This window comes from cf. Phormidesmis sp. LEGE 11477 (genome assembly GCF_015207105.1).
Classification (GTDB): Bacteria; Cyanobacteriota; Cyanobacteriia; order Phormidesmidales; family Phormidesmidaceae; genus Phormidesmis.
Genome location: NZ_JADEXO010000009.1, coordinates 78,969 through 93,060, shown reverse-complemented (window position 1 = coordinate 93,060; position 14,092 = coordinate 78,969). Strand labels below are relative to the sequence as shown.

Here is a 14,092-nt window from a genome sequence, read left to right as displayed (position 1 = left end):
ATTTGGTCGTGTCGCCAAGCCAAGCGGCGGTCGCCCGCCGCTGCCAACGCGCTTGATGGTGGGCTTGCACTACCTCAAAGCTTTGTATGACGAAAGCGATGAGTCCGTGGTGGCAAAATGGGTCGAGAATCCCTACTGGCAGTATTTTTGCGGTGAGACGGTGTTTCAGCATGAATTGCCTTGCCATCCGACTAGTTTAGTGAAGTGGCGCAAGCAAGTGGGGACTGAAGGAATTGAGCAGTTGTTGGGCCAAGTGATTCGCAGCGCGATGGATATGGCAATGCTAAAACCGAGAGAAATTGAGCGCGTGAATGTAGACACAACTGTACAAGAAAAAGCAGTGGCTTTCCCGACCGATGCAAGACTTTATCAACAAGCCAGGAAAACGCTGGTACGGGCCGCTAGAAAGAGAAATATAAAACTGCGTCAAAGCTATGTCCGCGTTGGCAAGTACGCCTTCTTCAAACAGAGTCGTTACCGGGCGGCTAGCCAGCTAAAACGAGCGAAGAAGTACAGCCGAAAACTACGCACTTACCTCGGTCGTGTGATTCGAGATATTGAAAGAAAACTACCGCAGCCAGATGCTCAAATGGCCATGTTGTTGGAGAGAGCGAAACAGATTAAACAACAACAGCGGAGTGATTCTAATAAGCTCTACAGTATGCATGCGCCAGAGGTAGAGTGCATCGCCAAAGGCAAAGTCAACAAACGCTACGAGTTTGGCTGCAAAGTAGTGCTCGTGACAACCAGCCTTAGCAATTGGATTGTCGGCACCCTGGCTGTCCACGGCAATCCTTACGACGGGGCCACCTTGAGCGACGCAGTTGAGCAGACGCATCGGCTCACCGGAACAACGCCGCAGCAAGCTGCTGTGGATAAGGGGTTCAGAGGCTGCAAGTACCATCCGCCTGCTGTGCAAGTCCTCGTCGCCGGGACTCGCAAGTTCAAGGGCGTCCTCAAACGATTAGTCAAGCGGCGCAGTGCTATCGAGCCGGTCATTGGCCACCTCAAGCAAGACCACGCCCTGAAGCGCAATTATCTACAGGGCAGCTCAGGTGACTGCATCAACGCATTGCTCGCGGCCTGCGGCTTCAACCTCCGCAAACTCTATCGCGGCTTGCTCATGTGCTCGTCGTGATTTAGCGTTGGCGTAGCCTCTCTTTGAGAATCGCCTACGGCTTAGCTGAGGTTTTTCAGGGACGACTAGCTAGCGGTAGTGCAGATAAAACAGTGATTATATGGAATGTAGAGAGTGGAGAGATAGAAACAGTTCTAACAGAGCCAGAGGGTATGGTGCTATCCCTAACTTTCAGCCGAGATGAGAAAACGCTCGCTATTGGGGGTGGTGATGGAACTATTCGTTTATGGAACCTGGCTCAGAAGAAATACCAGAACTTTATCTTGCAGCAAGATTTTTGGGTTAGATCAGTAGACTTTGATCCAGAGGGAGATGTATTAGTTAGTGGTGACGACGAAGCAAAAATACAGTTTTGGGATGTCGAAAGTAATAATCGTCTTAGAAAATCGCAAGGATACATGAATGCGGTTAGGGCAATTGTTGTACCCGAAAAATTTATGGATAAAGAAAAATCTACCCATGTTCTGGTCAGTGGTGGAGACGATGGAATCGTAAGACAGTGGAACTACCAAACGGGAGAGTATATTAGTACACTGAATAAGCACGAAGGTTGGGTTTGGGCTGTTGACTGTAGTGCTGATGGTCGCTGGATTGCCAGTGGTGATACTACGATTAAACTTAAGAACATTCAAACCCAAGTCCTCTATGAACTCAGCGGTCACGAAGACAGTTTATGGGCCGTTGCCTTTAGTCCTAACAGCAAATTACTAGCTAGCTGTAGCTACGATAAAACGATACGACTATGGAATGTTGCAACACAGAGATGCGTTGCTAAGATCAATACAGAGCAGATAGCCCGAAATATTGTATTTACTCCTGACAGTAGTTGTCTCATAGTTTGCTCAGATGACAAAAGAGTTAAGCGTTTTAGAATAGATATAGAATCGCTTCCAGGCGAGGATGTAGCGATGCTATTAAATGATGATTCAGAAATTATCTTTGAGCATCTCGATATTGCGCGGTCAGCTTCTTTTAACCCTGCTGGAACGCTCCTTGCTACCAGTAGTGATGATTGTACAGTGTCCCTAATCGATCTAGAAAGGAATCAGTCTACTCTATTGAGGCAGCATTCATCTTCTGTATATGCAACAGCTTTCAGCCCGGATGGGAGATGGTTGGCAAGTGCAAGTGCTGATAATACAGCCGTGATATGGGACGTGGAAAAATGCAGCAGTAGGCATGTGTTGATAGGTCATACGTCTTCTGTTTGGTCAATAGCCTTTAGTCTCGATAGTGCTTCTGTATTTACAGGCAGTGAAGACGGCACAATAAAGTGTTGGAGTGTTGAAACGGGAGAGCAGTCTCGTAAGCCTTTAGTGATTTACAGGCCATACAACAACATGAATATCACTGGAGTCGATCTCAACAGTGCTGTGAAGAATAATTTAAGAGACCTGGGTGCAGTAGCGTATAACTGATAGGCGTTCAACTTAACGCTCGCACCTTGTCGTAACATTTAGGGCAGCTTAGCTCAGAGGGGTCGCATGTGCGCCAGCCCCAAGTACCTGCTTTTGGACGCTCTCCGCAGAGTGCTGGAGAGAACCAGCGACCGTAATCGGGAGGAGCCTGTGCGATCGCATGAACTGTTCGATTTATTGTCGTTGCACCCTTTGCATCTTTGAGGACATATTTGATAACCGCCTTCGGACGAGGTTCTACCGTGTCAGCGGTAACGTCTTCTTTTTGCTCTATGGTGAACTCTTCAGATTTGCTCACCAACTGGTCTGCTTCGCCAAAGTCCCAGGCGATCGCGTCTGCTACTTCAGCGGCTTGTTGTATGAGTGCTAGGCACTGCGCAACTTTAGCCTGCTGATTGCGAGCATAAATCTTTTGTTCCCATTCCTGCACGTCTTCAGCCTTCAGACTCATCGTTCGCTTGCCGTTCGGGAGTGTTTTACCTTTCGGCGCTCGCACTCTGGTGTAGGTGCTACCGTTGCCAGGACTATGTTGTTCCAGCGTCAGTCCTAACACCTGTTCATCCACAGGGATAGTGTCCCGCATTGCCTCAAGCTGTTCAGAGAGGTTCGCTATTTGCTGCTTTAAAGACGCCATATCCAGGCAGACATATTTGGTGAACTATCTGCAACCTAACACTAATTGGTGAAAGCAAATTATATGTTCACCAAGAGTGGATGGAGTGTAGAGATTCGATGCCGATAGGATGTTCGCGCCCTCTCAGCCTTGAAAGAGTGCGCATATTTATGGTTCTAGCTAAACTAAGTTTTTAATATGCTAGAACTATAAATATGTACAGCGAGCTATCTTTTGGTATTGGTTTCCCAAAAGTCCGACTTTTTTCTGTAACTGTATACCCTCTACCTATTGGGACTTCTGACTAAGATCTACACCCACAGAGTGCCCCTTTTCAATCAGTCATTCTGGATAGGCGAATTGGTCGTTGCGATCACCCATCATTTCCAAGAGATCGAGCGCCGTAAGGTGGTCGCCTAAAGCCCAGTGCGACTCACGCAATGCCTGCCACCGATAATCTTGATGGTGATCGCCGCACCATTCCGAGTATTTCTGCATGAGGCAGTGCCAGCGATGAGATGTTGCTAGTCGCGGTAGACCAGATCTCGAAAGGTCTTACAGACAATACAGTGAATTGCTTTGTTTAAATATTGTAGTTCTAGCTATATATTATTACAATATAGCTAGAACTACAATACAAGCGAACACCACCATGCCACAGAAGAAATGCGGCTTCGGCTTTTGTTGTGCGTCTATGATGATGCAACCGGGATTAGAGCCAAAGAACTGCCCGAACTGGAAAACCTGTGGCAAGGTACAGGAATATAGCCCGGATGAAGTCATCGAGTTGCAACGGGTTCGCATCGTTCAGGCGGAACGAGAACTTTATCAATTTCGTATCACTCGGCATGAAGCAGCCATCATGATGTTACAACAGCGCGGTAACTCTCAATCGCTGGAAGACTTTGAGCTGCCAGCGCAGCAGTCAGCAATCGCACAGAGCTTAACGGAACTGCAAGACAACTTGGCACTCCTGACAGAGAACTACGTAGCTCCTCTGGAAGTGAATGCTCATCGTTATAATGTGAAGCGCCCTGGCCGCATTTACCGCAATGAGGAAGGACAGCTCTGCCAGGAGCGCCGGATATACTGGTACAACAAATTGACAGCTAGTCGGCCCATCTTTGAACCGTCTGAAGACGCACCCCTCGAAGAAGGCTTGGAAGAAAAACGTCCTGTTAGAGCCATCCACCTCAGCCACGATAATGATCCGCGCAATATGGAAGGGCGACTGGGCCTGGAGCGGCGCAACCGTTTGATGGCCATCCATACGCAGCTACAAGTTGCTGCCGATGCACTGGCAGAGGCTAATGCGATCGCTACAGCACCAATGGGTAATGTTCTAGCAGAATTACATGAATTAATAGCTAGAACTCCAGACATTGAAGTAAATGCCGTGGCAGAGTCGGAAGCTGCTGAGTCCGAGGATGCAGCCGTACCTGACGATGTGGATGTGTAACCTTGTGTGAGCCATAAGATTGCTCAACTGATGGGATGGTTGAACCAGTCGCTTCCAGGTATAGGGTGAGGACTTGCAGCATTCTCGGTTGCCATGACAGTCATTGCGGCGAACGCAGAAACCGCTAGTTGAATGCTATTAGCCGGATTGCGTATCGCGAGCTTTCGATAAGCATCACGGTCTTCAGTCAACTTAACCAAGGGTTGAGATGCTTGCCAAGTTGACGGCGCTGTCTTGTGCAACGGTAAGCTGCCGAACGCAGCTTATATCAAACTGTTTACGAATTCCTGAAAAGCCATGTTCCCACAACCTCTAAGCCGCAGTCATTTGATAGGTACTGCGATCGCCCCGATGCCAGTCACCTGCTCGAACGCCGCCCGACAGCACGTTCGATACGCGGTTGCGAGCCTTCAAGTACTGCGCTTTAGGCATTGCCTCTTTGAATAGAGCCTCCATAACCTCAGCAATTTTGAATCCTTTCTCCGGCTGCGTGGCCAGTACTAGCTTCACAGCATCTGGAATTGACTGATTCTTTACTCCAGGGCGCATGTACTTTTGCCAGTCAGCAGCGCGACCGTCTTTCTTCTTGGTGGTCTTAGCTTTGGTTTTAGCTGCTGGCTTCGACGCTTTGGCCGAACTGTTGAGCGTATCTGGTTCCTGCTCCGATGACGCAACGTCTGCTTTTTCTGGAAGTGTGGTGGTGATTGATGAGCCATCTCCAGCAGCATCTCTTATGCTTGCTGAAGACGCTTGCTCGAACATTGGCAAGACTGCGCGGATGCCGCTGAGCTTTTTCTGAACGGCTGCTAGCTGCGCGGATAAGCTTTCTTCTTGAGCTGCAAGTTCAGATTCAATTTCCTGGAGTTGGGGTAGGACAGTTGTTGTCATATATAAATAGTGGTGTTTCTCTTTACAGTCGTTGATGATAGCGTAACGTCTACTTCTTTAGCTATTTGTACGATCCGGATGCTTAGAACTTGTTGTACACGAAGCCTTTTGACAAAAAGATAAGGAATAATAATATCTCTGACTCTGTTCAGGCGTTGGTGAAGTTCCCTCTGCGAGAATCGTTCGTCCAAAACCTCTAGCGGGATCGCCTTTAAGAAGGTTGATAAATCCCTGTCTCGCTTGCTAGATGAACCTCAACTGCCCCTTTTATTTATTTCTGTTTTTGTTCACAGTATATGGCGGCTTGTAGCTGATGCTTTCCAGGCCAATCAAGACAGCGCCAGACACAATTCCTGTCCAAAAGCTTAGGTGACCGGCCTGACTCGCCAACAAATCACTTGGCGAAAAGACTAGCAAACCGCAGCCGCCGAAGATTCCTAACAGTGCGACGAGGCGCAGCAGATGATTGACCTCAATCGCGTTTGTCTGTGTCAGTCTTATGGCTAACTGGACTGCTCGGAAATCGTTTGAATAACAAAAGACTATAGGGCCTTTGATAGTCGTGCCCCGTAGATGTTCGGCGATTCGAGACGCAGATTTAGACAACAAGATAATCAAGGCAAGTCCTCTTTTTCGAGAAGCTTATTTTTGCAGTTGGGATACATCGTTCCTATCTCGGATTCATCATAGCGGCCAGTAGCTCTTTTTGACTCAGAAGACGCTTTGCATCGTTGGTAAGAGAGTTGTGCAAGATGCTGCTACAGTGTTGTGCATAACTCTCTGTTCGTTGGAAGTTTTGGATGTGAGAGGAAAAATGAGACGGATCAAGTTAGAAGAGAAGCCTATAAGCCCTTTTAACCAGGGTTTGCGCCGAGGGATCGAGATTACCGCCGTCGCCTTCGTACCGATACTGCTGTGGTTGCTCGGGATGATTGGCTATTGGTTGATAGAGGGCGACCGCACTGATGTTTCGCAGCCGCCTGCCGTTGAAGTGCCAGTACCCGTTGAGCAAGATCAGCAATGATGAGCCAGTCGGCACAGGTGCTGAGCGCCCTTCGTTCAGGTGATTTGGTTTATGCTCGCGCGGCTGAATGCTTCGAAGGCGTTTGCAGCTTCGGTTGTGCTACCGCCTTCGGGCCGATTTTGATTGCCGATGCGCTGATGCTTCCGGCTTGGTCGCGAGTAGAGCTGTTGCCCCCGTTCTAAACTTCTGATAGTTGAGAGATGCGATCGCCTTCCAAAAGCGATTGCATCTCTCAAACACGATGCAGCGCTGTGCGCCGACGCTATGAGAGTGATATGCAGAATTTCGTTTCAGATCTGCGATCGCTCTTATCTAACCCACACATTTGAGGCATTTACAATGTTTGAGATTATAGACACAGCTGTAACAAACGCACTGACTGCGATGGTTTACGGTGTTCCAGCTTTAGTAACGATTGCGTTTATTCACTTCGTGGCAACCCATCCAGCACCACAACAGGATGAGTTCTTCCCATCTACCTCAGTTCAAGAGCCACAGACCGCAGCAGACAGCCAGAAACTCATCGTTCAACCGATAGAGAGACAGGAGGTAGTTCCGGTAGCAAACTTGCCAGAGCCAATCGTAGCTGCTGTTGAGTGTGCGCCAGTCGATTGGACGCTCTGGAAGGTAGCCGATTTAAGAGATAAAGCCATCAGGAAAGTCTTCAATATTCAAGGTCAGCAAAACCGCCAAAAGCTTAAGAAGCAGGCGCTGATTGATCGATACAAATCAGCCTTTGCAGGAGGCTTTGCAGCTAATTTGCAGGCACTGGATTGAAACAGCTCAATAGCTAGCTAGTCGCTGCGCGATGGGTGGATGACATTCATCCATTGCGTAAAGATGCATCCAGCAAAGATAAAACAACAGTTCGGCTCCAAGCTAAAATCGCTGAGCGCTAGTCAGTCACCACATAGAGTCTTCAGCGATTGGCTGGAGATCGCGGCTATTACTCTGCATCAGCTTCCTTACCACAGCGGCGAGCTAGCAAAAGACACTGCCTTTGAGACGCTAGAAGCTCAATATATGGAGCGCGTGAAGGCGTACAGCCGTGAGAAGCTAAACAGCTTTTCTGAAATGCTGTCGTTGCTGATACTGGCGCACAACGGTAGCTACAGCGACTTCCTGGGAGAGATTGCAGGCGAGTACGAGCTACTGAATAAGCGCGTTGGTCAGTTCTTCACGCCGTACCATTTGTGCAGACTACTTGCCAAGGTATCGGTGGGTAATGTGCGATCGCTCGTCGAAGAGAAAGGCATCGTCACCGTTTGCGAGCCAGCGGTCGGTGCAGGCGGGCTGGTAATTGCCACCGCTGAAGAAGCGGCTAGTCAGGGCGTCGATCCGTGCGCCTATATGCAGTTCGACTGTACTGATGTTAGCCGCGATGCCTTCAACATGGCTTATATCCAGCTTTCTGCATTAGGTCTTCAGGCGATTGTACGCCACGGTAATACACTGAGCGATGAGTACTGGGAGCATCGCCCAACGCCGCAGCTGCGGATGTTTGAGCAGTGGCTAGCGCCCAGGCGTAAAGCGCAACAGTTAGTCCAAGCAATGCAGTCTATACTCGCGGGCACTTCTGCTGCTGAGCCTGAAGCCTGCGATTCGCTACCAGCCTACGAAAAGTCGTCTGGCCAAACGCTTTTCGATCTAGAGCAGTTTGCTGGAGAGTCTCTAACGAGGAAACGATCGCCTCAGAAGCTTGATGTCGTGCTAGATAGACAGATGGATCTGTTCGGCTAATGGACTTCCTACTTGCGTCGTAAAGCTGCTGTGCAGTGGCTCTATGACGTAATTCCTTTGAGTGAAACAGACATGAATAAGCAATCGGAAAACCGAATAGTTCATATACATGTGGCTTACCTTCAAGTACTTCAACTGCCTTTGTTTGAGAGTTTGATTCCTGACTATTTGCAGACACTGGCTTTGGAAGAACAGGAGGTACTTCTAAGACGCGCTAGGAAGTGGCTTTGGCGGTATTGGGATAAGCGAACCCAGACGCTGAAGTATCCGCGCTATCTAGCCTCTGTTGGCCAGCTCAATAAAGAAACGCTCTGTGCCTACTTGTTTATCGTCAACTATGCATATGGGGACGATTTCATAGCGCAATAAGCGCCGTGCGCTGATGGTCTGAGAGCCTGATTCATCTCTCAGGCCATCTTAAATATGAGGATAGAATAATGAACAACTTCCAGGAAATTATCCCTTTAATTCAGGATGATTCACAGTTAGAGACCGAGTTCACTTGCTCGATTGAGTATAGCGAATGGCTCATTGAGGCTAAGTTTCGCTTTCACTTGCCAGCTCGCTGTGTTCGTGTGACGGTTGCGAAAGGTAATACAGAGCGATGCATCAACCTTCGTGCCGACCGAAGTACGACCACTGCTGATTCGTCTGTATCAGCAGGATTCAATACCGCTCATCTGACAATCTCAGATTCCCAGATTCCTTGGGCGCACGGTCTGGATTTCCAGGCACTGCAATATGCGATCGCCGTGGCTGATTGGGTTAGCCGGTTCCTTTGCCTAACGGCAGAGAAGCCCGCTATCGAAGCTCAAAAGGCCATCGAAGCTATGTGCGCCGAGCTAGGCCGTCGATTGGCTAAAGGCGACAGTTCCTTCTCCCAATGTCTCTAAGTTGATCAGTTGTTGCCCTCAGCGTTTCTACAGCGCTGAGGGCATTTTCTTGACCGCCTCTGCTTCGCAGCGATGGTCTGAAGCATTTAGATAAATCCGATGGCAATAGATCAAGCGACTGCTGATTACGAACGTGAGCAAGAGAATAGAACAACAATTCAAGATGATTGGGCCGATTGGAACGAGCGGGAAACACCTCCACCTCCCAGTCAGTCTCTGTCACCAGTTTGCGCTCAGTGTATCAACTGGCAACCTGAGCGACAGCTGCATCTAGTTGATGGGACTACCCAGCGTAGGGAGAGATTTTGTGCGACCAGAGCGGCAGCTAACTTGCCACAGATGGCACAGAACTATGCATCCGAATGTCAGTTTTACGAAGAAGAAGTTCCGTTTTAGATCGGTTCCGTAACCTCATTCGCTCAGTCGAATGAGGTTGTCTCTTGCTGCGCAATGAGCGACTGAAGTTAATGAGGAAAACCCATGCATTCAACAATTCAAGACATTCTTCCGCTCTTAGCACGCATTGCGGTCGCCTTAGAATCTAGAACCCAGCCAAAGGCAGCAGAAGGCTTCCTCGACTATGGCAAGAAGATCTTCTGCAACGTTACTAAAGGCAACGGTGACGGCTGGTATGTCCTTCACGATGGCGTCGCGACCACGCAGATGCCCGTCTTCCGAGGCAATGTCCTTAGCATCAGCTTTCCAACCGTAGAGCGCCGCAACCAAGACGTTCGTAAGTTCCACCTGGTGATGCAAGCAAACAGCGAAACTGTTGTGTTCGAGTCTGGCCACGACTGCTTCTTCAGCAAGACGGTACTCGCGGCGTTTGCTGCGGTGCCACCAGCCGTTCTGACGCAGCGCATCCAGTTGGCAACCTACGTTAAGATGCTGAAGTCCGGCGACAAGACGTTAGCTGTCTCGTTGCGAGCTGCTGATGGCACGAAGCTGTCGTCGGAGTGGACAAACGATGATGACTGGAAAGCGATTGCGGTTGTTGCCATCAACAATGTGAATGAAGCGAATGACCGTAGCTAGGTTGCTGAGTTGTCTGTAAGAAAGAGCCTTGTTCGAGCAATCGGATAAGGCTTTTTCTTTTGCTGCGCGGTGCGCCGATGCCATGAAGTTCATTTGAGAATGACGATGGCAACACGCAAGAAGTCGAAGACTGACCACTACCAGCTTGTTATTGACCAGCTCCTATCCTTACTAGAGCAGGGCACCCTACCTTGGCAGCGCGGTTGGGCAACAACGCCGTACTGCAATGCTCATTCAGGGCACCGCTATAGCGGCATCAACCCCGTACTCGCAGAGATCTCCGTGATGACTCGCGGCTATAACTCAACCCTGTTCGTAGGCTTTGGCCAAGCGAAAGAGATGGGCTTGAAAATGACGAAAGGCAGCAAGGCAACCTGGCTGCGAGTAGGCGGCAGCGCAAAGAAAGAAGAGACTGACCCAGCGACTGGCGAAGTGAAAGAAAAGCGCTTTGGCTTCAGTAAGTGGATTAAGGTCTTCAACCTGGATTGCTTTACCGATGAAGACGCCGACGTGAAGATCTCTGAACTCATTGAGCGCTATCGAGGCGAGCCTAATGCCGCGCCGCGTCTAGATGAGGCTGAGCGTCTAATTGCAGCGCAGCAGGCGGAGGTGACCTTCGGCGGGAATCGAGCCTGCTACGTGCCGAAGCGCGATCAGATAAATATGCCTGTCTATGAGAGCTTCTCCAGTGCTGAGGCGTACTATGCGACCTTCATTCACGAGCTGTCCCATCGCACCGGACACAAACTCCGACTAGACCGAGATCTCACTTCAAAGAAGGGTAGCGCTGGCTATGCCTTCGAGGAGCTGATTGCGGACATGTCGGCAGCGTTCGTTTGCAACGTGTTGGGCATCAAACCTGACCTAGAGCATCATGCAAGCTACTTGGCCAGTTGGATGCGTCTCATTGCCGACGACAAGCAAGCGTTCTTCCGAGCGTCTCATCAGGCAAAGTTGGCGGCTGACCTGCTGCTAGAGAATGCTGGACTGCTGCCTGAAGAACCTGCCACTTAAGCTGTTTAGCAGTGTTGATGCAGTCTCTTTTGCGGAGCATCACCCCACCGGGACTTCCTGGTGGGGTTTGCTCTTGCTGCGCAAGGAAGTTCTGAACGGGTCTCTACTTGAGGCCCACAGCAAAGGAATCATTCCTATGTCGAATAAGAAACCATTCTCGTTATCATCGCTTTCAAAGAACTTCCCACTCGATCAACCTTGCCAGCTATGGGCAGTGATTCAAGCCTCAAGCCATACCGACCCAGATGAGCAAAAGGCAGTGGCCAGAGCGATCGCTAAAGACATACTTAGCACCTACGCGAACCGATATGTGAACGCTTACTATCACGAGGTTTGCCAGCTGCACAGTGGTAGACCGTTTGCGGCTTACAACATCACGGCGCTTTTCCGTGACTTACCGAAGTTTGCTAAACGAGCGTCGAAGAAGCGAGAGAAAACGGTGCTTGGCTGGGTCTACGGCTTCCTCACAAAAGCAGGCGAAGAAGAGCTTCTGTTGGCCTTTGAAAAGAGCATCATAGCCAGCCTTGCCAAATAAATAATGCGATCATTAACAATCACTCATAGGATGCCGTCAATCGTATAAATCCATTGTCATAGAGCCACTTCGCGGTGGTTCTATGACGTTTTTCTTGAAGAGATTATGATGAGCGAACAGGTGAAGTTGGCACTGCCAGAGTCGTCGCCGTACCAGTGCGACCGCGATTTCATATTGACAGAAGATGGCGGTCGGTTTTGCTGGGAAGGCACGGGCGACTACGAGGGCGACCACTGCGGCTTCGAGAGCCATCGTAGGATTGAGGACGCTGCTGCCGATGCTATCTTTCGGCTGTCAATTGCTGATGGAGAAGATGTTGCAACAGCTGTTCTTGCCGTATATGCGGTTGGCTTGCCGACAGACCATCTCGACCTCGAATACATCGACTATCTCTGACTTTCTCTCTGCTGAGTCTCTAGCGCTACCGCTGCGCTAGAGTTCTCTTTTTATAACAAACGCTGTGCGTTGAGCGACTGCCCTTAAAAAGCAGAGTTTGTTCAATGCAACTTTCATTATTTGAATCTTCTCGCGGCGTTCCTGGCTTCATGCAATCGGTGCTAGATGCTGGCGCTACGTTGGCCGTTTCGGTCAGCGGTGGCAAAGATAGCGATGCAATGCTGCGTTATCTGGCTAGTACACACAGCACTAAGAACTGGACAGGCGAGCTGTTTTCGCTGTTCTGTGACCTTGGCCGGATCGAATGGCCTGGTGTTTCTGAACATTTGCACAAGGTTTGCGCGGAGTTGCATGTTCCGCTAACAAAGCTATATCCGAAGCGCTCAATGATTGATGAGTGGCAGCACCGCCATGAGACGATTCTCTCAAAGCAGCAGGAGAAACCCTTCTGGAGTAGCAGCGCAGCCCGTTACTGTACCAAACATGAGAAAACGCAGCCTGCTGATAAGCTCCTGCGGGGCCACCAGTTTGTCGTGTGCGCGATTGGTCTGCGGGCTGAAGAGTCTTCTGCGAGAGCAAAGAAACCGCGCTATCAGGTACGTAACGACATTGCCTCTGTATGGTACAAAACGCCCCAAAGTTGTAAGAGTGCCGAAGAAAAAGAACGATGGGCGGAGCAGGCGTATCAGAACTGGCTAGACAATGACAGAAAAGGTCGATTCGCGCTTTCATGGCATCCGATTCATGATTGGAGCCTAGCAGAGGTTTGGCAGCAAAATGGAACCTCTTGTGAGGATGTTGCTAGGCGCAGTACCCTGTACCAATCGGGTGAGCTTAAACAGGCACTTCAAGGCTTTCCTTGTCATTGGGCCTATGTTTCGAGCAATAGCCGTTTGTCCTGTTCTCTATGCGTTCTAGCGAGTAGTCATGACATTCTCAACGGCGCACAGCATAACCTTCGTACCTGGACAGAGCTGGCGCTGATGGAGGTGACTAGCGGTTGGAGCTTTCAGCAGGGCCGATGGCTCTTATCGCTGGCTAGTGAGGATATAGCGCTGTCATTGGTGAAGGAAAAGCAGCTGCGCAAAGTGCTGTGCGATCTCCAGTTAGTTCAACCTGTCAATCCGATTTTCCTTCTCAGTTTGATCCGTTTGTGCAAGTTAGCTCAGCTAACGTTCTGGACGGAAGAGGCCGTTGTTGCGATCGCTAATCAGCTACGCATCTGTTCCATTCCAGAATAGGGCTGAGGTGCATTCAATCTTCGTAATTCTCTCGCTTTTATCCCCGCTCGAATTATCGAGCGGGATTTCCCCCCTCTACCTTCTACAGCTTACTGGCCGAGTAGCTCCCGTGGGTTGCCTTTGCCTTCGCAAAGAGACACTGACAAATGAGGATTTTCCTATGATTAACAGATTCAGTGCCGGACAGCTTGTGAAAGTTAACGCACCCCGTTGTTTGGCCTATGGCAGATACGGCCTAGTGCTAATGACGCGGGGCGATCAGTCGCAAATCAGGTTTGCTGACTTGCCGAAAGCGAGCCAACCCAGTCAAAATCCAGCTGGCTTTGTACAGTTCTTCAGCCACGAAGATCTAGATCTGATAGAGGGTGTACCTATTGCAGCTTGCTATCTGCTTATTTCTGTTTCTACTTTGGTAGGGACGCAGGAGCACATCAGGTATGCGATCGCTCACGGCGACATTGACGAAGCGCCAGAAGCGATCGCGAATACGGTCGCCGCTAGATTCTTTGGAAGTTTGGGTGAATGGGACGGTGAGTTTTATCTTTGGCAGAACTCGCCACATGCAGCAAAGTTGCTGAAGTTTGAGCTGATTACAGTCGCTCAGTACATTGAGCTGAGCCGTACGACGCCCGACTACGACCTGGGTACTAGATGGGGCTATCAATCCGTTTTAAGTTCCTGCAAATAGATCCCTCTCT

Annotated in this window: 19 protein-coding genes; 16 read left to right on the top strand and 3 right to left on the bottom strand. The window is 49.7% G+C overall.

What is annotated here, in order from left to right; genetic code table 11:
- Both IQ256_RS05065 and IQ256_RS05060 read left to right on the top strand, forming a co-directional pair.
- The coding region (locus tag IQ256_RS05065; protein ID WP_193854472.1) for an IS5 family transposase at positions 1–1,138 on the top strand (1,138 nt) is incomplete at its 5' end.
- A gap of 23 nt (positions 1,139–1,161) precedes the next feature.
- Positions 1,162–2,556, top strand: coding sequence for a WD40 repeat domain-containing protein (locus tag IQ256_RS05060; RefSeq protein WP_193854471.1), 1,395 nt, complete (start codon positions 1,162–1,164; stop codon positions 2,554–2,556).
- Between the two features lie 7 nt (positions 2,557–2,563).
- Here IQ256_RS05060 and IQ256_RS05055 read toward each other — a convergent pair whose 3' ends face one another.
- Together IQ256_RS05055 and IQ256_RS05050 are read right to left on the bottom strand one after the other, a co-directional pair.
- On the bottom strand, positions 2,564–3,190 hold the full coding sequence (locus tag IQ256_RS05055; RefSeq protein ID WP_193854470.1) for a hypothetical protein: 627 nt from the start codon (positions 3,188–3,190) through the stop codon (positions 2,564–2,566).
- 321 nt (positions 3,191–3,511) lie between these two features.
- A complete protein-coding gene (locus tag IQ256_RS05050; protein ID WP_193854469.1) occupies positions 3,512–3,667 on the bottom strand; it encodes a hypothetical protein in 156 nt (51 codons plus the stop codon).
- A 199-nt stretch (positions 3,668–3,866) separates the two neighbouring features.
- Here IQ256_RS05050 and IQ256_RS05045 point away from each other — a divergent pair, with 199 nt between their 5' ends.
- The gene (locus tag IQ256_RS05045) at positions 3,867–4,628 is read left to right on the top strand and encodes a hypothetical protein (protein WP_193854468.1); all 762 of its coding nucleotides are present in this window, start codon (positions 3,867–3,869) and stop codon (positions 4,626–4,628) included.
- Between the two features lie 312 nt (positions 4,629–4,940).
- Here the strand turns inward: IQ256_RS05045 and IQ256_RS05040 are convergent, their stop codons facing one another.
- The gene (locus tag IQ256_RS05040; protein WP_193854467.1) at positions 4,941–5,516 is read right to left on the bottom strand and encodes a hypothetical protein; all 576 of its coding nucleotides are present in this window, start codon (positions 5,514–5,516) and stop codon (positions 4,941–4,943) included.
- An 814-nt stretch (positions 5,517–6,330) separates the two neighbouring features.
- Here IQ256_RS05040 and IQ256_RS05035 point away from each other — a divergent pair.
- The 13 genes from IQ256_RS05035 to IQ256_RS04975 all read left to right on the top strand — a co-directional run bounded on the left by IQ256_RS05035 (position 6,331) and on the right by IQ256_RS04975 (position 14,082).
- On the top strand, positions 6,331–6,540 hold the full coding sequence (locus IQ256_RS05035) for a hypothetical protein (RefSeq protein ID WP_193854466.1): 210 nt from the start codon (positions 6,331–6,333) through the stop codon (positions 6,538–6,540).
- A complete protein-coding gene (locus IQ256_RS05030) occupies positions 6,537–6,722 on the top strand; it encodes a hypothetical protein (protein WP_228024585.1) in 186 nt (61 codons plus the stop codon). The genes IQ256_RS05035 and IQ256_RS05030 overlap by 4 nt, the downstream gene beginning before the upstream one ends.
- A gap of 157 nt (positions 6,723–6,879) precedes the next feature.
- Complete coding sequence (locus IQ256_RS05025; protein WP_193854464.1) at positions 6,880–7,317, top strand: hypothetical protein; 438 nt, start codon at positions 6,880–6,882, stop codon at positions 7,315–7,317.
- A gap of 63 nt (positions 7,318–7,380) precedes the next feature.
- Complete coding sequence (locus IQ256_RS05020; RefSeq protein WP_193854463.1) at positions 7,381–8,280, top strand: N-6 DNA methylase; 900 nt, start codon at positions 7,381–7,383, stop codon at positions 8,278–8,280.
- 72 nt (positions 8,281–8,352) lie between these two features.
- Positions 8,353–8,649: a hypothetical protein gene (locus IQ256_RS05015; protein WP_193854462.1), complete on the top strand. Its 297-nt coding sequence runs from the start codon at positions 8,353–8,355 to the stop codon at positions 8,647–8,649.
- Positions 8,650–8,717: 68 nt separating this feature from the next.
- Positions 8,718–9,173 carry a hypothetical protein gene (locus IQ256_RS05010; protein WP_193854461.1) on the top strand — a complete coding sequence of 152 codons (456 nt, stop codon included), beginning with the start codon at positions 8,718–8,720 and terminating at the stop codon, positions 9,171–9,173.
- Positions 9,174–9,272: 99 nt separating this feature from the next.
- Complete coding sequence (locus tag IQ256_RS05005) at positions 9,273–9,569, top strand: hypothetical protein (protein WP_193854460.1); 297 nt, start codon at positions 9,273–9,275, stop codon at positions 9,567–9,569.
- 84 nt (positions 9,570–9,653) lie between these two features.
- Positions 9,654–10,208: a hypothetical protein gene (locus tag IQ256_RS05000; RefSeq protein WP_228024584.1), complete on the top strand. Its 555-nt coding sequence runs from the start codon at positions 9,654–9,656 to the stop codon at positions 10,206–10,208.
- 105 nt (positions 10,209–10,313) lie between these two features.
- A complete protein-coding gene (locus IQ256_RS04995) occupies positions 10,314–11,222 on the top strand; it encodes an ArdC family protein (RefSeq protein ID WP_193854459.1) in 909 nt (302 codons plus the stop codon).
- Positions 11,223–11,358: 136 nt separating this feature from the next.
- On the top strand, positions 11,359–11,757 hold the full coding sequence (locus IQ256_RS04990) for a hypothetical protein (RefSeq protein WP_193854458.1): 399 nt from the start codon (positions 11,359–11,361) through the stop codon (positions 11,755–11,757).
- 105 nt (positions 11,758–11,862) lie between these two features.
- The gene (locus tag IQ256_RS04985; RefSeq protein WP_193854457.1) at positions 11,863–12,153 is read left to right on the top strand and encodes a hypothetical protein; all 291 of its coding nucleotides are present in this window, start codon (positions 11,863–11,865) and stop codon (positions 12,151–12,153) included.
- 104 nt (positions 12,154–12,257) lie between these two features.
- On the top strand, positions 12,258–13,394 hold the full coding sequence (locus IQ256_RS04980; protein ID WP_193854456.1) for a phosphoadenosine phosphosulfate reductase family protein: 1,137 nt from the start codon (positions 12,258–12,260) through the stop codon (positions 13,392–13,394).
- A gap of 160 nt (positions 13,395–13,554) precedes the next feature.
- The gene (locus tag IQ256_RS04975) at positions 13,555–14,082 is read left to right on the top strand and encodes a hypothetical protein (protein ID WP_193854455.1); all 528 of its coding nucleotides are present in this window, start codon (positions 13,555–13,557) and stop codon (positions 14,080–14,082) included.
- Positions 14,083–14,092 lie beyond the last annotated feature (10 nt).